This is a genomic window from Nocardiopsis valliformis DSM 45023, assembly GCF_000340985.1.
Taxonomy (GTDB): domain Bacteria; phylum Actinomycetota; class Actinomycetes; order Streptosporangiales; family Streptosporangiaceae; genus Nocardiopsis; species Nocardiopsis exhalans.
Genome location: NZ_ANAZ01000014.1, coordinates 221,890 through 239,984, shown reverse-complemented (window position 1 = coordinate 239,984; position 18,095 = coordinate 221,890). Strand labels below are relative to the sequence as shown.

The 18,095-nt window shown below is 69.5% G+C and carries 16 protein-coding genes; 1 reads left to right on the top strand and 15 read right to left on the bottom strand.

The window, feature by feature from the left end:
* From D457_RS34130 to pyrR, 15 genes are all read right to left on the bottom strand, one after another.
* On the bottom strand, nucleotides 1-449 hold a 449-nt coding region (locus D457_RS34130), incomplete at its 3' end, for a hypothetical protein (protein WP_026116707.1).
* Between the two features lie 140 nt (nucleotides 450-589).
* Complete coding sequence (locus tag D457_RS0116305; protein WP_017581741.1) at nucleotides 590-1,252, bottom strand: DUF11 domain-containing protein; 663 nt, start codon at nucleotides 1,250-1,252, stop codon at nucleotides 590-592.
* 163 nt (nucleotides 1,253-1,415) lie between these two features.
* Complete coding sequence (metK, locus tag D457_RS0116300; RefSeq protein WP_026116706.1) at nucleotides 1,416-2,609, bottom strand: methionine adenosyltransferase; 1,194 nt, start codon at nucleotides 2,607-2,609, stop codon at nucleotides 1,416-1,418.
* 290 nt (nucleotides 2,610-2,899) lie between these two features.
* Nucleotides 2,900-4,105 (bottom strand): bifunctional phosphopantothenoylcysteine decarboxylase/phosphopantothenate--cysteine ligase CoaBC, encoded by a 1,206-nt coding sequence (gene coaBC, locus D457_RS0116295; protein WP_026116705.1) that lies wholly within the window; start codon nucleotides 4,103-4,105, stop codon nucleotides 2,900-2,902.
* A 142-nt stretch (nucleotides 4,106-4,247) separates the two neighbouring features.
* On the bottom strand, nucleotides 4,248-4,514 hold the full coding sequence (gene rpoZ, locus D457_RS0116290; RefSeq protein ID WP_017581738.1) for a DNA-directed RNA polymerase subunit omega: 267 nt from the start codon (nucleotides 4,512-4,514) through the stop codon (nucleotides 4,248-4,250).
* Nucleotides 4,515-4,650: 136 nt separating this feature from the next.
* A complete protein-coding gene (gene gmk, locus D457_RS0116285; protein WP_017581737.1) occupies nucleotides 4,651-5,241 on the bottom strand; it encodes a guanylate kinase in 591 nt (196 codons plus the stop codon).
* A 331-nt stretch (nucleotides 5,242-5,572) separates the two neighbouring features.
* The gene (mihF, locus tag D457_RS0116280; RefSeq protein WP_017581736.1) at nucleotides 5,573-5,896 is read right to left on the bottom strand and encodes an integration host factor, actinobacterial type; all 324 of its coding nucleotides are present in this window, start codon (nucleotides 5,894-5,896) and stop codon (nucleotides 5,573-5,575) included.
* 392 nt (nucleotides 5,897-6,288) lie between these two features.
* Complete coding sequence (gene pyrF, locus D457_RS0116275; RefSeq protein WP_017581735.1) at nucleotides 6,289-6,996, bottom strand: orotidine-5'-phosphate decarboxylase; 708 nt, start codon at nucleotides 6,994-6,996, stop codon at nucleotides 6,289-6,291.
* 332 nt (nucleotides 6,997-7,328) lie between these two features.
* Nucleotides 7,329-8,270, bottom strand: a complete 942-nt coding sequence (locus D457_RS0116270) for a dihydroorotate dehydrogenase (RefSeq protein WP_017581734.1) — start codon at nucleotides 8,268-8,270, stop codon at nucleotides 7,329-7,331.
* 47 nt (nucleotides 8,271-8,317) lie between these two features.
* Nucleotides 8,318-9,217: a dihydroorotate dehydrogenase electron transfer subunit gene (locus D457_RS0116265; RefSeq protein ID WP_017581733.1), complete on the bottom strand. Its 900-nt coding sequence runs from the start codon at nucleotides 9,215-9,217 to the stop codon at nucleotides 8,318-8,320.
* 88 nt (nucleotides 9,218-9,305) lie between these two features.
* A complete protein-coding gene (gene carB, locus D457_RS0116260; protein WP_017581732.1) occupies nucleotides 9,306-12,614 on the bottom strand; it encodes a carbamoyl-phosphate synthase large subunit in 3,309 nt (1,102 codons plus the stop codon).
* 15 nt (nucleotides 12,615-12,629) lie between these two features.
* Nucleotides 12,630-13,772: a glutamine-hydrolyzing carbamoyl-phosphate synthase small subunit gene (gene carA / locus D457_RS0116255; RefSeq protein WP_017581731.1), complete on the bottom strand. Its 1,143-nt coding sequence runs from the start codon at nucleotides 13,770-13,772 to the stop codon at nucleotides 12,630-12,632.
* A gap of 56 nt (nucleotides 13,773-13,828) precedes the next feature.
* On the bottom strand, nucleotides 13,829-15,130 hold the full coding sequence (locus D457_RS0116250; protein WP_017581730.1) for a dihydroorotase: 1,302 nt from the start codon (nucleotides 15,128-15,130) through the stop codon (nucleotides 13,829-13,831).
* 75 nt (nucleotides 15,131-15,205) lie between these two features.
* Nucleotides 15,206-16,114, bottom strand: a complete 909-nt coding sequence (locus tag D457_RS0116245) for an aspartate carbamoyltransferase catalytic subunit (protein ID WP_017581729.1) — start codon at nucleotides 16,112-16,114, stop codon at nucleotides 15,206-15,208.
* A complete protein-coding gene (gene pyrR / locus D457_RS32690; protein WP_017581728.1) occupies nucleotides 16,114-16,905 on the bottom strand; it encodes a bifunctional pyr operon transcriptional regulator/uracil phosphoribosyltransferase PyrR in 792 nt (263 codons plus the stop codon). Before pyrR ends, D457_RS0116245 begins: the two co-directional genes overlap by 1 nt.
* A 502-nt stretch (nucleotides 16,906-17,407) precedes the next feature.
* Here pyrR and bldD point away from each other — a divergent pair.
* A complete protein-coding gene (gene bldD, locus D457_RS0116235) occupies nucleotides 17,408-17,902 on the top strand; it encodes a transcriptional regulator BldD (RefSeq protein ID WP_013154123.1) in 495 nt (164 codons plus the stop codon).
* Nucleotides 17,903-18,095: the final 193 nt, after the last annotated feature.

Below are 18,095 nucleotides of genomic sequence, written 5' to 3'. Positions count from 1 at the left end.
CCGTCCTTCCCGTCCTTCCCGTCCTTCCCGTCCTTGCCGTCCTTGCCGTCCTCACCAGGCTTGCCAGGCTTGCCAGGCTTCTCAGGCGGGTAGTATTCCCCGCCCTTCTGCGAGTCCCCGCCCTCTCCGACAGGGACCGCGGCCGGGGCCTCGACCTGAGCTCTGACCTCAGCGGGGACCTGGTCCGGCAGGGTATTGGCGACCACATCGGGGAGTTCGACGACCACCGGAGCCGAGGGAGCGGCGGGAGCGGACGGCGTGACGACCGACTCGACCGACTCGACCGACTGGTCCGCACGCTGGGTGTCGTCGGCCAGAGCGGGGGTCATCCCCCACAGGAACGGAGCGACGATCGCGGCGCTGGCGGAGACAGCCGCCATCCGGATCAGACTGCGGGCGCTGACGGTGGACTTGGGCGCCTTGGGCGCGTATTCAGAGCAGTAATCCATAAGCAGATAGTGCGCTTACGACTACACAAAGTCACATCGCGACACCGGGCCCGCGTGGAAAGTCTCGGGCAAACCCTTGCCATCTCCGACATATGAAACGGGTCGCGCCCATATGGGTGCGACCCGTGCGATCTTCGCGCCTAACGGCGGGAATCCAGTTGGTAGACGGGCGCTCGACCCGGGAATGTGCGGATGTTGGGCACCGAACCCGGGCTGTGGTTGCTCGGCGCCGGCGGCTCCGGACGCGGCCTGCGTGTGCTCCGGTAGCGCAGGTAGCCGCCCACGGCGACCGCCGCCGACAGCACGATAAACAGGCCCGCCGCCACCCAGACGAAGGGTAGAACGCGCTGGACCTCGTGGACGGAGGAGGTGCAGGAGGCGAGGGCTGCGCCGGACTCGGGGCGCAGGCACACGGTGGAGACCGGCTGCCCGGCGCCCTCGGGCACCCGGGTGATCTCGCCGACCACAGTGAGGACGGCGCGCTCCCCCGGCCCCAAGGGCTGCACCCACTCCGCCACGCCCTCCTCAACCCCTTCCGGGGCTCCGGAGACGTAGCGCATCGAGGGCGGCAGGAACTGCACGACCTGAGCGTCGGGCAGCGCCTCGTAACCGGCGTTGCGCACCTTGACGGTGTACTCCACTCGATCCCCGGGTCGCAGCCGCTCCTCGGACTGCCCCTCCTCGACCGTGACGTGCAGGCTCCCAGCCCCGGGGACCGGCCCCTCCTCCGTCGAGAGCGGTTGACCGGACAGTGCGATCAACGCAGCCAGCCCGAACGCCGACACCGCCGCTGACACGGCCATGGTGCTCCCCCTCCGCATGGCGGCACATCTAATGACTTTCTGCGCACAATTAATAACACAGAGTAGTCAAATGGGGCGTAAGGCGTGCGGAGAGCCCTGAACACACCGAGGACGGGCGGCCGTATCGGCCGCCCGTCCTCGACGGGTGGAAGGGGTGTGACGCCTAGGCGCCCACGAACGAGCGCAGCGCGGCGGCGCGCTCCGTGCTCTCCCAGGTGAACTCCGGCAGCTCACGGCCGAAGTGGCCGTAGGCGGCGGTCTTGGAGTAGATCGGGCGCAGCAGGTCCAGGTCGCGCACGATGGCGGCCGGACGCAGGTCGAAGACCTCCTTGACGGCCTTCTCGATCAGCTCCGGGGCCACCTTCTCGGTGCCGAAGGTCTCGATGAACACACCCACCGGGTGCGCCTTACCGATCGCGTAGGCCACCTGGACCTCGGCGCGCTCGGCCAGCTCGGCCGCCACGATGTTCTTCGCGACCCAGCGGGTGGCGTAGGCAGCGGAGCGGTCGACCTTCGACGGGTCCTTGCCGGAGAAGGCGCCGCCACCGTGGCGGGCGTAGCCGCCGTAGGTGTCGACGATGATCTTGCGGCCGGTCAGACCGGCGTCACCCATCGGGCCGCCGATCTCGAAGCGGCCGGTCGGGTTGACCAGGAGGCGGTAGTCATCCGACTCCAGGCCGTAGGCGGCGATCACGGGCTCGATGACGTGCTCTCGGATGTCCGGGGTCAGCATCTCTTCGAGGTTGATGTCCGCGGAGTGCTGGGTGGAGAGCACCACGGTGTCAAGACGGACCGGGGTCTGGCCCTCGTACTCGACCGTGACCTGGGTCTTGCCGTCAGGACGCAGGTAGGGCACCGTGCCGCCACGGCGGACCTCGGCCAGGCGCTCGGAGAGCGAGTGCGCCAGCTTGATCGGCAGCGGCATGAGCTCGGGCGTCTCGCGGTTGGCGTAGCCGAACATCAGGCCCTGGTCGCCGGCGCCCTGCCGGTTGAGGGCGTCGTCCTCGTGCTCGACACGCGCCTCGTAGGCGGTATCGACACCCTGGGCGATGTCCGGGGACTGCGCGTCGATGGAGACGTTGACCCCGCAGGAGTCACCGTCGAAGCCCTTGGCGGAGGAGTCGTATCCGATCTGGAGGATCTTCTCGCGCACGATGGCGGGGATGTCGACGTAGGTCTGGGTGGTGACCTCACCCGCGATGTGGACCTGACCAGTGGTGATCAGCGTCTCGACCGCGACCCGGCTGCCGGGATCGGTGGCGAGCATCGCGTCGAGGATCGCGTCACTGATCTGGTCGGCCATCTTGTCGGGATGGCCTTCGGTGACCGACTCGGAGGTGAAAAGGCGGCGGGACACGTTGCGTGACTCCTTGCAGCGGCTGCTGGCTGACATGTGTCGGTGCGGCGTCGCACGCTCCCCGGCTGCTTGCCGGGGCGGCAATACCGACCGACGCGGTTGGTTATTGGTCCACTCTAACGGGACTGGTGGGGACGGACGCCCCGTGGCCAGCCTAGTCAGCTGGACAAGGGCACCCGAAGGAAGTGTGTCGTACTCGGCGGTAGGAATCCAGCGTGGCGATGAGGGGATTTCACCTGGACGGGCTCGAAGCGTTCTGGAGCCCTGGTGAACGAGGGCCCGCGGAACCCTCAGGAGGCCCTGTCAGGCAGGCGTTCGATCACCAGGTCCCACACGCGATCGGCGAGGTCTTCCTTGGGACCTGTGGGAATGTCCACGACCGTCCCGTCCGCGCCGAGCACAGTCGCCTTGTTGTCGTCGGTGCCGAACGCCTTGCCGCCGCCGACCTCGTTGACCACGAGCAGGTCGCAGCCCTTGCGGGCGAGCTTGGTCCGGCCGTTGTCGATGACGTCGTCGGTCTCGGCCGCAAACCCGACGATCGTCTGCCCGGTCCGCTCCTTCTTCCGCGACTCGACCAGTCCGGCCAGGATGTCCGGGTTCTCCACGAGTTCGATGGGCGCGGGGGCCGCCCCGGACTTCTTGATCTTGGAGGCGGCGCTGGTGACCGGGCGGAAGTCGGCGACGGCGGCGGTCATCACCAGGGCGTCGGCGCCGCCGCGTTCAGCCTCCATGGCCTCGGCCAGTTCCACGGCCGAACCCACGCGCACCAGGCGAATCCCAGCGGGGTCGGGCAGGCTGACGTTGGCGGCGACCAGGGTCACGTCGGCGCCGCGGGCGGCGGCGGTGCGAGCCAGGGCGTACCCCTGGCGGCCGGAGGAGTGGTTGCCGAGAAAACGGACCGGGTCGATGGCCTCGCGGGTGCCTCCAGCGGAGATCACCACGCGTCGGCCGGCGAGGTCGGGCTCAGCGTCGGCGCCACGGCGGAGCACCAGGCGGGCGGCCTCGAAGAGTTCGACGGGGTCGGGTAGGCGGCCGCGGCCGGTGTCAGCACCAGTCAGGCGGCCCACGGCCGGGTCCAGGACGATGGCTCCGCGCGAACGCAGCGTGGCCACATTGGCCTGGGTGGCGGGGTGCTCCCACATCTCGGTGTGCATCGCCGGGGCGAAGACCACCGGACATCGGGCGGTGAGGAGGGTGTTGGTCAGCAGGTCGTCGGCCAGACCCGCGGCGGCCTTGGCCATGAGATTGGCGGTGGCCGGGGCAACGAAGACGAGGTCGGCCGACTGGCCGATGCGCACGTGCGGAACCTCGTGGACCTCGTCCCACACGCCGGTCTCGACGGGCTGGCCGGACAGGGCGGCCCAGGTGGGCGCGCCGACAAAGCGTAGGGCGTCGGCCGTGGGCACGACCCGGACGCGGTGGCCTGACTCGGTCAGCCGCCGGAGCAGCTCGCACACCTTGTAGGCGGCGATGCCGCCGCCGATGCCGAGGACCACCTGGGGAACGGATTCTGTGTCACTCACACAAGGAGTTCTACCAGGCCGCGCCCGCCGCACGCCCCGGGCGGGGGTGCGACGGGCGCGGTCGGTGACACCGGGAGGAACCCCGGCCAGGTGCACTGGGCGTGCACCGGATGTCTTAGTTGCCCTCGTACGGCTCGGCGCTGAGCAGGCCGGCCCTGACCTCGCGCAGGGCGATGGACAGGGACTTCTCCTGAACCTGGGTCTCCACCAGCGGGCCGACGTACTCCAGCAGGCCCTCGCCCAGCTGGGCGTAGTAGGCGTTGATCTGACGGGCCCGCTTGGAGGCCATGGTGACCAGGCTGTACTTGCTGTCGACGCACTCCAGCAGGTCGTCGATCGGCGGGTTGGTGATGCCTTCGGCGACGGGCTCGGTACCAGCCACTTTGTTACCCCCAGGGACGGTCTCCGGCTCGTCGAAAGCCGTGACGTTGGATGTATGTGTTCTTGAAAAAGCCAGGTCTTCGGCGACCCGAGGCGGAGGCCGCCGCCAGTGCTTCGGTGCCTGGCGCGGCCGAATATCACACCTTGGGTGCGGTCATCAACGCTAGCAGCTCGTCGCACACTTCCTGTACGGACGTGTTCACGAGGGTTGTGTCGAATTCCTTCTCCGCGGCCAGTTCGACCTTGGCGACATCCAGCCTGCGCTGGATCACCTCGTCGGTCTCGGTACCGCGGCCGGTCAGTCTGCGCACCAGCTCCTCCCAGGAGGGCGGGGCGAGGAAGACGTGCAGGGCGTCGTCCATGGACTCACGCACCTGGCGCGCGCCCTGGAGTTCGATCTCGAGCAGGACGGGAACGCCCTCGCCCAGGCGCTCCTCGACGGGTCCGCGCGGGGTGCCGTAGCGGTTGCCCGCGAACTGAGCCCACTCCAGAAGCTGGTTCTCGGCGACGAGGCGGTCGAACTCCTCGTCGGTGACGAAGTGGTACTGGACCCCGTCGCGCTCGCCAGGGCGGGGTTTGCGGGTGGTGACCGACACCGAGAGCCACACGTCGGGGTTGACCTGGCGCAGGTGCGCCACGACCGTGCTCTTTCCCACGCCGGAGGGGCCGGACAGGACGGTCAGCCGCTTCTCGGCCGGTCGGGACTGGTCTGCGGTCTGCGCAGGCATGTGAGTATCAGGCTTCCATTCGGCTCTCCGCCACGCGGTGGGCCGTGGGCCTCGTGTGCGAGCTGCCTGGGACCGGGCTCGCGGTCCGGCACGCACGCGCCGCGGGCGGCTCGTGCTGACGCCCGGGGGCGCAGCGTACGGTCGCGGGAAGCTCCCTTTATACCACCGAGCCGCGGCACGGCGGACGGAGTGTGACCTGGGGCCCATCCGTCCGCCGACCGCGGCGTCGGTTTGCTGCTCACCGCCTGCCATCACCAGTTGCGACGGCTCCGCGCGACTGTGGGGGGACGCTGCGGACGCGGTGTTGGCCGGTGCGTGCACCGGACCGGTGTTACTTGGCGAGGTCGCCGAACTCGCTCTCCAGGGCGGCACGCTGGTTGGTACCGAGCCCCCGGACACGACGCGACTCAGCGATGTTGAGCCGCTCCATGATCTGCTTGGCTCGCACCTTGCCGACACCGGGGAGGGATTCCAGCAGAGCCGAAACCTTCATCTTGCCGATGACGTCGTCCTTGAGGCCGTTGGAGAGGACCTCGGACAGCGAGATGCCGCCGTTCTTGAGCTTGTTCTTGACCTCCGCACGCTCTTTTCTGGCCTTGGCGGCCTTCTCGAGAGCCGCGCTGCGCTGCTCGGGTGTGAGGGGAGGAAGGGCCACGCCGGGTCACCTCGGATTTCTACTCGTTTGTAGAGGGCGGACGCCTGCGCAAGTTAGTAGGTCTGACCCCTGTTAGGCAACGTAAAGTGCCCTTTCAAGGGCTATTTCATTGAAGGAACTACCCAGAGTCACTAACCCATTGCGGTCGGAGACGAAAATGAGGACTTTGGTCCCGATTGACGACCTGGGAAAGCGTTCCACCAGCGCAGGTCACCCAGCGGTGACGCGGGTCACTCTTCGCCATGTTTTCCTAGTTTTGGTCACACCAAATTAGTGACCGTCTGTGATCCACAACCGTGAGTGATGGGGCAGGTGCACTGTTCGCTCCCACCCCGCCCTCCTCACCGCCGAGTCCGCCCAGCACAAGGCCCCACAGCGCCGACCGAAGAGTTTCAGACGCGGACCCCGGCGCGGCGTACGGCGGCCGCGATGGAGGCCGCCGCCGCGCCGGGGTCCGCGGCACGGGTGATCGGTCGACCGATGACGAGAAGGTCCGCCCCTGCCTCGATCGCCTCCTCCGGGGTGGCCACCCGGGACTGGTCACCCTTGTCCGCACCGATCGGGCGCACGCCCGGGGTGATCAGGGTGATGTCGGGGCCCACCTCGGAGCGCACCAGTGCGACCTCCTGCGGCGAACACACCAGTGCGCGCGCACCCGCGCCCACCGAGAGTGCCGCCAGGCGCCGCACGGCGTCCCGTGCCGGACCGAGCAGCCCCACCTGCTCCAGGTCCGTCTCGTTCATGGAGGTGAGCACCGTCACCGCCGCGATCTTGGTGTCCGGCGCGGCCTCGACCGCCGCCCGGACCATGTCCGCGCCCCCGGTGGCATGCACCGTCAGGATCGAGGGCCGCAGGCCCGCGACGCTGCGCGCCGCACCGGCGACGGTGGCGGGGATGTCGTGGAGCTTCAGATCCAGGAAGACCCCGACCCGGTTGGCGCCGCGCACAGCGCTGACCACCTCGGGGCCGTACCGCAGGTACAGCTCCAGGCCCACCTTCACCGTGCTCACGTGAGGTGCGACCGCGGAGGCCCAGGTGGCCGCCGTCTCGATCTCGTTGGCGTCGATCGCGACGGCGATGGGCGCGGAGGGCGCGGTCATTCGGTATCTCCAATCGTGTGCCACCGGCGTTCGGCGCCGGTGCCAGAAAACATCCGTTCGTGCCTTACGTCCGTACTTGCGTCTGTTCTTACGTAAGTACTTTCCGATGCACGTTCACTGTCATGTGCACACCATCAAGGTGTGCGATTCCCCGGATCGGACGCTTCATGCACGCATTCCACGTCACTTCCCCGTAACGGCCACTCAGGCGGCCGTAGGCGCGCGTTCCCCACGAACCCACACGATGGAGCCGGTCGCAGCCAAACGGCCACACAGAGCCATCTCAAAGCCGTTCAGGCAGGTCGGGGCGGTGCGGACCTGTACACAATCCGTCACACGCCAGCTCCGGCCCGGTGGGCGGCCCCCACGATGTCCGAGACCCGGGACACACCCCGTGCGTCCAGTGCCTCGGTGAATTCCCGGAGCACCCGCGTGCAGGCCGAGGGGTCGGAGAAGTTCACCGTCCCCACGGCCACCGCGCTCGCCCCCGCCGCCATGAACTCCAGGACGTCGGTCCCGGTGCGCACCCCGCCCACCCCGATGATCGGCACCTCGGGGAAGGCCTCGTGCACCCGGAAAACACACCCCACGGCGAGGGGACGGATCGCCGGGCCGGACAGCCCGCCCATCCCCCCGGCCACCGCCGGGCGCAGGGTGCGGGTGTCCACGCTCATCCCCCGCAGGGTGTTGATCATGGTCAGCCCGTCGGCGCGGGCGCCGACACAGGCACCCGCCAGCTCCACCACGTCGGGCACGTCCGCGGCGAGCTTGGCCAGGACCGGCACGTCCGAGCGCGCGTGCGAGCGCACCGTCTGCACCACCGTCGCGGCCTGGGCCGCGTCGTCGGCGAAGTGGCGCCCCGCGGGGTCGGCCGGGTTCGGGCAGGACAGGTTGACTTCGATGGCGCCGACCCCCTCAGCCTCCGAGACCCGTCGGGCGAGTTCACCGAACTCGCCCACGCTGGAGCCCGCGATGGACACGATCGCCCGGCCGCCGCGGGAGAGCAGCCAGGGCAGATCGCGTTGGAGGAACACGTCCACCCCCGGCCCCTGCATGCCCGTGGTGCTGAGCATCCCGCTGGGGGTCTCGGCCATGCGCGGTGCGGGCCGTCCCGCGCGCGGCTCCAGCATCAACGACTTGGTGGTGACGGCGCCGATCTCCCCAATGTCGAAGAACTGCGCCAGTTCGCGCCCGGACCCCGCGCACCCGGCGGCGGTAACCACCGGGTTCGGGAGTCGCAGGGAGCCCAGCCTGGTCCTGAGGTCTGCGTTCACGTACCTTCGCTCATCCAATGACGCTGTGGTTGTGCCGGCCGGGCCGGTCAGGCGATGTCGCGGGCCGACTCCGCGGCGAGGGAGGCCCCGGTCCCCTTCCAGCCGGGTGCGCCCAAGGCGTCGAAGGGAATGGTGCCCACGTCGTCGAAGCGCACCTGCTCGCCCCGAAAGACCGGGCCGTCCACGCAGGAGCGCACCATCCGGGTGATGCCGTCCTCCCCCACCACCGGGATCACGCAGGTCATACAGATCCCGATCCCGCACGCCATGGTCTCCTCGACGGCGACCTGAACGGGGATGCCGTGACCGCCCGCCACCTGGGTGACGGCGCGCAGCATCGGCATGGGACCGCAGGCGTAGACGGCGTCGGAGCGGGCCTCCTCGATCACCTTGCCCAGGACGTCGGTGACCCGTCCGCGCGTGCCGAAGGAGCCGTCGTCGGTGGTGAAGGCGGCGGTCTCGGCGATGCGGCGGGCCGTGATGGCGCTGAACACGCGGTCGGCGGAGGCGGCGCCCAACACGAAGTCCACCCGGCAACCCCGCCGGCGCAGCGACTGGGCGAGCGGGAACAGGGGAGCGCTGCCCGAGCCCCCGCCCACGAGCACGCAGTTGACCGGGTCCCGGGGCAGGGGGAAGGGGCGACCGAGGGGGCCGACCACGTCGAGCAGGTCGCGTGATCTTCGCTCGGCCAGCCAGGCGGTCCCGCTGCCACGCACCGCGAACAGGAACTCGACGGTGCCGCCGTAATCCGGTTTGACGTCGTGGATGGCGAAGGGGCGGCGCAGCAGCGTGCTGGAGTGGTCTCCGCCGACCGCCACCGACACGAACTGGCCGGAACGGAAGCGTTCGGCGATGCCCGGTGCGACGACGGTGATGGCGTAGTAGGCGTCCACCCTGCGCACGTTCAGCACGGGGCACCTGGTCTGCACCGGTCCGTTGTCGCTCATGTGTGGTGGTGGCCTCTCTGGAACTCAGGTGTACGGTCCGCGTGTCGCGGGGGATCGGGTCCCCCGCGACACGCGGACTGGTTACAGCCTAGGAGCTCCGGCGGCTCTCCGTGATCGACTGGGCGTGCTCCTGGAGGGAGCGCACCCCGATGTCGCCGCGCACGCGCGCCTCGATCGCCTGGACGGCGGCGGCCAGACCCTGCACGGTGGTGACGCTGGGCACCCCGCGCGCGATGGCCGCGGTGCGGATCTCGTACCCGTCCAGACGCGGACCGGACTGGCCCGCGCTGCCGAACGGGGTGTTGACGATCAGGTCGACCTCACCGTCGTGGATGAGCTGCACGATGGTGGGCTCGCCGCCCGGGCCGGTGCCCGTGCTGTGCTTGCGCACCACGGTGGCGCGGACTCCGTTCCGGCGCAGGACCACGGCGGTGCCCTCGGTGGCCAGGATCTCGAAGCCGAGGTCGGCCAGGCGCTTGACCGGGAAGATCATCGAACGCTTGTCGCGGTTGGCGACCGAGACGAATACCTTGCCCTGGGTGGGCACGTTGCCGTTGACCGCCAGCTGGGACTTGGCGTAGGCGGAACCGAAGTCGGTGTCCAGGCCCATGACCTCACCGGTGGAGCGCATCTCGGGGCCGAGGATGGTGTCGACGCCCTCGCCCTCCTTGTTGATGAACCGGTTGAAGGGCAGCACGGCCTCCTTCACCGACACCGGGGCGTCGGCGGGCAGGTTGCCGCCGTCGCCCTTGGGGGGCAGCATGCCCTCGGCGCGCAGCTCGGCGATGCTGGTCCCGGCCATGACGCGGGCAGCGGCCTTGGCCAGCGGCACCGCGGTGGCCTTGGAGACGAACGGGACCGTGCGGGAGGCGCGCGGGTTGGCCTCGAGGACGTTGAGGACGCCGGAGGCGAGTGCGTACTGGACGTTGAGCAGGCCCCGTACCCCGGTACCACGCGCGATGGCCTCGGTGGAATAGCGGATGCGCTCGATGTCCTCGCTGCCCAGGGTGATCGAGGGCAGGGTGCACGCCGAGTCGCCGGAGTGGATGCCGGCCTCCTCGATGTGCTCCATGACGCCGCCCAGGTACAGGTCCTTGCCGTCGTAGAGGGCGTCGACGTCGATCTCGATAGCGTCGTCGAGGAACCGGTCGATCAGGACCGGGTGCTCGGGGCTGACCTCGGCGTTGCGCTCGATGTAGTCGGCGAGCATCTTCTCGCTGTAGACGATCTCCATGCCGCGGCCGCCCAGCACGTAGGAGGGGCGGACCATGACCGGGTAGCCGATCTCGTCCGCGGCGACCTTGGCCTCGGCGAAGGAGTAGGCCATGCCGTACTTGGGCGCGGGCAGCCCGGCGGCGGCCAGGACCTTGCCGAACTCGCCGCGGTCCTCGGCCAGGTCGATGGCCTCGGGGCTGGTGCCGATGATGGGCACCCCGGCGTCCTTGAGGCGGCGGGCCAGACCGAGGGGGGTCTGGCCGCCCAGCTGGACGATGACGCCGACGACCGGTCCGGCGGCCTGCTCGGCGCGCACGACCTCCAGGACGTCCTCCAGGGTGAGCGGCTCGAAGTAGAGCCGGTCACTGGTGTCGTAGTCGGTGGAGACGGTCTCGGGGTTGCAGTTGACCATGACGGTCTCGAACCCGGCATCGGAGAGCGCGAAGGAGGCGTGGACGCAGGAGTAGTCGAACTCCACGCCCTGGCCGATGCGGTTAGGTCCCGAGCCCAGGATGATGATCTTGGGCTTGTCCCCGGTGGGGACCTCGGTCTCCTCGTCGTAGCTGGAGTACAGGTACGGCGTCTCGGCTTTGAACTCGGCGGCGCAGGTGTCCACGGTCAGGTAAACGGGGTGGATGCCCAGGGCGTGCCGGAGCTCGCGGACGACGTCCTCGGTCTTACCGGTGATCTCGCCGATCTGGACGTCGGAGAAGCCCAGGCCCTTGGCGTCGCGGAGCAGGCCGGCGTCGAGCTTGGGAGCGGTGGCCAGGACGCGGGCCATCTCCTCCAGACGCAGCATCTGGTCCAGGAACCAGGGGTCGATCTTGGTGGACTCGTGCAGTTCCTCGACCGTGGCACCGGCGCGGAAGGCCTGCTGGACCTGGCGCAGGCGGTGCTCGGTGGGTTGGGCCGCCTGGCGCAGGAGCTCGTCCTTGTCGCCGGGACGTCCGGCCCAGGTGAGACCCACGCCCGCCTTCTCCAGTGAGCGCATGGCCTTCTGCAACGCCTCGGGGAAGGACCGGCCGATGGCCATGGCCTCGCCCACCGACTTCATGGTGGTGGTGAGGGTGGGGTCGGCTCCGGGGAACTTCTCGAAGGCGAAGCGAGGCACCTTGACCACGACGTAGTCGAGCGAAGGCTCGAAGCTGGCCGGGGTCTCCTTGGTGATGTCGTTGGGGATCTCGTCCAGCGTGTAGCCGACGGCGAGCTTGGCGGCGATCTTGGCGATCGGGAAGCCGGTGGCCTTGGAAGCCAGCGCCGAGGAGCGGGACACGCGGGGGTTCATCTCGATGACGATGATCCGGCCGGTGGTGGGGTGGACAGCGAACTGGATGTTGCAGCCGCCGGTGTCCACGCCGACCTCGCGGATGACCGCAATGCCGATATCGCGCAGCTTCTGGTACTCGCGGTCCGTGAGGGTCATGGCCGGGGCCACGGTGATGGAGTCACCTGTGTGCACCCCCATGGGGTCGAGGTTCTCGATGGAGCACACGATCACCACGTTGTCGTTGGTGTCGCGCATCAGCTCCAGCTCGTACTCCTTCCAGCCGAGGATGGACTCCTCCAGGAGTACCTCGGTGGTCGGGGAGAGCGCGAGGCCCTGGCTGGCCATCCGGCGCAGCTCGGCCTCGTTGTGAGCGAAGCCCGACCCGGCGCCGCCCATGGTGAAGGAGGGGCGCACCACGACCGGGTAGCTGAGCTCCTCGGCCGAGTCCAGGCACTCCTGGAGGGTGTGGCAGATGCGCGAGCGGGCGGACTCGCCGCCGATGCGCTCGACGATGCCCTTGAAGACCTCGCGGTCCTCACCGGACTGGATCGCCGCGATGTTGGCGCCGATGAGCTCGACGTCGTACTTGGCCAGGATCCCGGCCTCGTCCAGGTCAACGGCGGCGTTGAGCGCGGTCTGTCCGCCCAGGGTGGGCAGGAGCGCGTCGGGGCGCTCCTTGGCGATGATCTTCTCGATCATCTCCGGGGTGATCGGCTCGACGTAGGTGGCGTCGGCGATCTCCGGGTCAGTCATGATCGTGGCCGGATTGGAGTTGACCAGGATGACCCGCAGGCCCTCGGCCCGCAGGACACGGCAGGCCTGGGTGCCCGAGTAGTCGAACTCGGCCGCCTGCCCGATCACGATCGGGCCGGAGCCGATGACGAGGACGGATGAAAGGTCACTACGGCGCGGCATGCTCTGTTCCTCTTACTACTTGGCAGCCGGTGCGGGCTGGGCGGACATCAGGTCGACGAACTCGTCGAAGAGCCCGGCGGCGTCGTGGGGACCCGCGGCGGCCTCCGGGTGGAACTGGACGCTGAACACGGGGCGGTCCAGCAGCCGCAGGCCCTCGACGACCTGGTCGTTGAGGCCGATGTGGCTGACCTCGGCCCGGCCGTAGGGGGTGTCGAAGGGGGTGTCGAGCGGGGCGTCCACGGCGAAACCGTGGTTCTGGCTGGTGATCGCCACCTTCTTGGTGCGGGTGTCGATGACCGGCTGGTTGACGCCGCGGTGGCCGAAGGGCAGCTTGTAGGTGCCCAGACCCAGGGAGCGGCCCAGGATCTGGTTGCCGAAGCAGATGCCGAAGAGCGGCTTGCCCGAGTCCAGGACGCCGCGCATGGCGTTGACCGAGTGGTCTGCGGTGGCGGGGTCGCCGGGGCCGTTGCTGAAGAAAACGCCGTCCGGGTCCAGGGCGAGGATGTCCTCGGCGGTAGCGGAGGAGGGAAGCACGGTGACCTTGCAGCCGCGCTCGGCCAGGCGCTGGGGCGTCATGGCCTTGATGCCGAGGTCGACGGCGGCGACGTGGAAGCGCGCCTGGACGCCCTCGGGCGGCAGGATCTCGTAGGCGGTGTCGGTGCTGACCTCGGCGGCCAGGTCGGAACCGGCCATGCGGGGCTGCTCCAGGATGCGGGCGAGCAGCGCCTTGGGGTCGGTCTCGACGCTGCTGATCGCCGAGCGCATGGCGCCCCGGTCGCGCAGGTGGCGGGTGAGGGCACGGGTGCCGTTCAGAGCGATGCCGACCACGTTCTGGCGGCGCAGCTCCTCGTCGAGGGTGCGCTGGGCACGCCAGTTGGAGGGGATTCGGGCGGGCTCGCGGACGACGTAGCCCGCGACCCAGATCCGACCGGACTCGGGGTCGTCGTCGTTGACCCCGGTGTTGCCGATGTGCGGGGCGGTCATCGCGACGATCTGCCGGTGGTACGAGGGGTCGGTGAGGGTCTCCTGGTAGCCGGTCATCCCGGTGTTGAAGACGGCCTCGCCGAAGGTCTCGCCGGTGGCGCCGAAGGAGCGGCCGTGGAACACACGTCCGTCCTCAAGCACCAGGATCGCCGGGCCGCCGATCTCCTCGGACACGTTTTCCCCCTCTGTCGCGCCAGGACCGGCCTGGGCGTTCACTGCGTTGTCTGTTCTCAATTGATCTTCCCCTCCAGGACGGTGGGCGCGCCACGCAGGAAGGTGGCGCGCACCTGGCCCGGCAGGGTCAGGCCCCGGAACGGGGTGTTGCTGCTCTTGGTGGCCATGGCCTCGCCGTCGACGCCGACCGGCGCCGCGGGGTCGTACAGGACGACGTTGGCGGGCTCACCGACGGCCAGCTCACGGCCGTGTCCGCCGACCCGGCCGATGCGGGCGGGGGCGGTGGACATGCGGTCAGCGACCTGTGCCCAGGTAAGCAGGCCGGTGTCGACCATGGTCTGCTGCACGACCGCCAACGCGGTCTCCAGTCCGACCATTCCCATGGCGGCCGTGGACCACTCGGTCTCCTTGGCCTCCTTGGGGTGGGGGGCGTGGTCGGTGGCGACGATGTCGATCGTGCCATCGGCCAGGCCCTCGCGCAGCGCCTGGACGTCCTCGGCGGTGCGCAGGGGCGGGTTGACCTTGTAAATCGGGTCGTAGCTCTCCACCAGTTCGTCGGTGAGGAGCAGGTGGTGCGGGGTGACCTCGGCGGTGACGTCGCAGCCGCGCTCCTTGGCCCAGCGGATGATGTCCACCGACCCCTTGGTGGAGACGTGGCACACGTGCAGGCGCGAGCCGACGTGCTGGGCGAGCAGGCAGTCGCGGGCGATGATCGCTTCTTCGGCGACCGCGGGCCAGCCGGGCAGGCCGAGGCGGTCAGAGACGCAACCCTCGTTCATCTGGGCGCCCTCGGTCAGGCGGGGCTCCTGGGCGTGCTGGGCGATGACGCCGTCGAAGGCCTTGACGTACTCCAGGGCGCGGCGCATGAGCAGGGCGTCGGAGACGCAGATGCCGTCGTCGGAGAAGACCCGGACCCGGGCTGCGGAGTCGGCCATGGCGCCGATCTCGGCGAGCTGCTGCCCGGCCAGGCCGACGGTGACGGCGCCAACGGGGCGCACGTCGCAGTAGCCGGCCTCGCGGCCCAGCCGCCAGACCTGCTCGACCACGCCGGCGGTGTCGGCGACGGGGTCGGTGTTGGCCATGGCGTGCACGGAGGTGTAGCCGCCCATGGCGGCGGAGCGGGAGCCCGAGGCGACCGTCTCGGCGTCCTCGCGGCCGGGCTCGCGCAGGTGGGTGTGCAGGTCCACGAGTCCGGGCAGGGCGATCAGGCCAGTGGCGTCCACGACCTGCGCGCCCTCGGGGGCCTCCAGGTCGGGGCCGATCGCGGCGATCTTGCCATCGGCGAAGAGCAGGTCGACGGGGTCGCCGCCGAGCGGTCGGGCGCCGCGGATCAGATGCGGTCCGGTGGATTCGGGCATGGGTGTGTCGGCTTTCTCGAGTTCGTGGAGTTCGGTGCTGCGGGCTCGTTGGGGCGCGCAGGGGCGCTGGCCCTCTTAGGAACCGCCGAGCAGCAGGTAGAGCACGGCCATGCGCAGGCTGACGCCGTTGGCGACCTGCTCGGTGACGGTGCAGCGCGGGGAGTCGGCGACCTCGGCGGAGATCTCCATGCCGCGGACCATCGGGCCGGGGTGCATGACGATGGCCTCGGCGGGCATCCGGCCCAGGCGCTCGCCGTCGAGCCCGTAGTTGCGGCTGTACTCGCGCACGGAGGGGAAGAAGGAGTCGCGCATCCGCTCGGCCTGCACGCGCAGCATCATGACGACGTCGGATTTGGGCAGGACCTCGTCGAGGTCATAGGAGACCTCGCAGGGCCAGGTGTTCACCGAGACCGGCAGCAGGGTTGGCGGCGCGACCAGGGTGACGTGCGCGCCCAGGGTGGTGAGCAGCAGCACGTTGGAGCGGGCGACCCGGCTGTGCAGGATGTCGCCGACCACGGCCACCCGCAGCCCTTCCAGGCGGCCGAGGCGGTCGCGCATGGTGTAGGCGTCCAGCAGGGCCTGGGTGGGGTGTTCGTGGGTGCCGTCCCCGGCGTTGAGGACGGACCCGTCCACCCAGTTGGCCAGGCGGTGGGCGGCCCCGGAGGCGCTGTGCCGAATGACGACGGCGTCGGCGCCCATGGCCTGGAGGGTGAGCGCGGTGTCCTTGAGGCTCTCGCCCTTGGAGACGCTGGAGCCCTTGGCCGAGAAGTTGATGACATCGGCGGACAGGCGCTTGGCGGCCAACTCGAAGGAGGTGCGGGTGCGGGTGGAGTCCTCGTAGAAGAGGTTGACCACGGTGCGTCCGCGCAGGGTGGGGAGCTTCTTGACGGAGCGGTCCCCGACCTGGGCCAACTCGGCGGCGGTGTCCAGGATGAGCGTGGCCTCGTCGCGGCTGAGGTCACCGGTGGAGAGCAGGTGGCGCATCAGGCGTCCCCTTCCTTGCTGCCGGCGTTGTCGGCGCTGTCGGCCGTGGTGCCGGTACCGGGGCTTGAAGCAGAACTGGACCGCGGGTCCCGGTACGAGGGCGGCACCGCACGCGAAGCGTGTCCTTTGAGGGCGGTGGCGGGTGACGGGAGGGCGGGCGACGGGCGGGCTTTCGCCGGGCCGAGAAGGACGGCGTCCTGGCCGTCGGTCTCGGACAGCAGGACGGTGACGCCCTCGCGCAGGGAGGTGGGCAGGTTCTTGCCCACGTAGTCGGCTCGGATGGGGAGTTCGCGGTGGCCGCGGTCGACGAGGACAGCGAGCTGGACTGCTCGGGGGCGGCCGAGGTCGCCGAGGGCGTCGAGAGCGGCGCGGACGGTGCGGCCGGAGAAGAGGACGTCGTCGACCAGGACCACAGTGCGGTCGTCGAGGCCGCCGGCGGGGATCTCGGTCTTGCCGAGGGCACGGGCCGGGGCCAGGTGCAGGTCGTCTCGGTACATCGTGATGTCGAGCGAGCCGAAGGGGACGCTGAGGTCCTCGACCTGTTCGATGCGGCGGGCCAGGCGCTCGGCCAGGGGGACGCCGCGCGAGGGGATGCCCAGAAGGGTGACGTGTTCGCCGCCCTTGGTGCGTTCGAGCACCTCGTGGGCGATGCGGGTCAGTGCCCGGTTGATCTCGTTGCCGTCGAGGACGGCTCTGGTGCCTTCGGGTACGTCGGGGGTCTCCGGTACCTCGGAAGCCGGTGCGGGGACGCCAGAACCCGTATCACCTTTGGTTGGTTTTCGCGCACGCAAAGTACTGACTCCTTCCCTGCCTCACAGAACAGGTCGTTAAAGGATGTCGATCGGGCCCACGCTACCAGCGCGGACAGCGGGGGCCTCGGGCGCGTTCCACGCCGCGGGATCATGAATGTGATGCTAGTCACATCCCATGCCATCGATTGCCCAACAAAGGGTATCCGTTTCATGACACTCCGGATTCGCACCCCATTCGGGGGAAACACGAAATTCCCTGTAGGGGCGGGCTTTCCGACCTCGGAACGTGTCCCACTCGCCCCCACTGCTCCCGAAATGAGAGGCGTCTCACCTACGCACGGTTTGGCCACTGATTAGTCGCGTTTCACACCAACAGCTTGACCTGGACACCAGCACCCCTCTACCGTCACTGTCTGTAACCACTACAGGGTGGGGTTGCACCCCGTGACCATCCGCTGGACCGCTCAGGCGGCCCGCCGAGTACGAGCGGACGTCTCCCCCACTCACGCCAGCCACCGTCACGGCCGGGAGCGACAAAAAGATGCCATCCGAATACGCCAAGTCCCTCGGTGCGCGACTGCGTGCCATCCGCACCCAGCAGGGCCTTTCCCTGCACGGGGTGGAGGAGAAGTCCCACGGACGCTGGAAGGCCGTCGTGGTGGGCTCCTACGAGCGCGGCGACCGCGCGGTCACCGTGCAGAAGCTGGCCGAGCTGGCCGACTTCTACGGGGTGCCGATGTCGGAGCTGCTGCCCGGCGGCGCCGCGCCCACACCCCTGGGTCCGACACCCAAGCTGGTCATCGACCTGGAGCGCATGCAGCAGCTTCCGCAGGAGAAGGCCGGTCCTCTCTCCCGCTACGTCGCCACCATCCAGAGTCAGCGGGGTGACTACAACGGGCGAGTGCTGTCCATCCGCCAGGAGGACCTGCGCTCACTCGCGGTCATCTACGACAAGTCGCCCGGCGACCTGACCGAGGAGCTCATCAACTGGGGTGTCCTCGACCCGGAGGCCCGTCGCGCCGTCGACGCCTTCTAGCGAGCCCCCTTCCAGGAGTTCCCTGGAGCAGAACAACGAAGCCGGGCGCCCTCTCAGGGGACGCCCGGCCTTTGTGTGCCAGAAGTCCGCGTGCCCGAAAAGAGTGCGGCCGGGCAAGGGCTTCCCCTCCCCGGCCCGGCCGCACCGCTCCCCGCCGGACGGACCGGCGCGAAGAGTCGAACTCGTGTTCGAC

Coding starts and splice junctions, on each gene's coding strand:
- D457_RS0116305 (WP_017581741.1), bottom strand. CDS start 1,252: ATGGCCGTGTCAGCGGCGGTGTCGGCGTTCGGGCTGGCTGCGTTGATC.
- gmk (WP_017581737.1), bottom strand. CDS start 5,241: ATGCCTGCGCAGACCGCAGACCAGTCCCGACCGGCCGAGAAGCGGCTG.
- pyrF (WP_017581735.1), bottom strand. CDS start 6,996: ATGACCGCGCCCTCCGCGCCCATCGCCGTCGCGATCGACGCCAACGAG.
- D457_RS0116265 (WP_017581733.1), bottom strand. CDS start 9,217: ATGAGCGACAACGGACCGGTGCAGACCAGGTGCCCCGTGCTGAACGTG.
- carB (WP_017581732.1), bottom strand. CDS start 12,614: ATGCCGCGCCGTAGTGACCTTTCATCCGTCCTCGTCATCGGCTCCGGC.
- D457_RS0116250 (WP_017581730.1), bottom strand. CDS start 15,130: ATGCCCGAATCCACCGGACCGCATCTGATCCGCGGCGCCCGACCGCTC.
- D457_RS0116245 (WP_017581729.1), bottom strand. CDS start 16,114: ATGCGCCACCTGCTCTCCACCGGTGACCTCAGCCGCGACGAGGCCACG.
- bldD (WP_013154123.1), top strand. CDS start 17,408: ATGCCATCCGAATACGCCAAGTCCCTCGGTGCGCGACTGCGTGCCATC.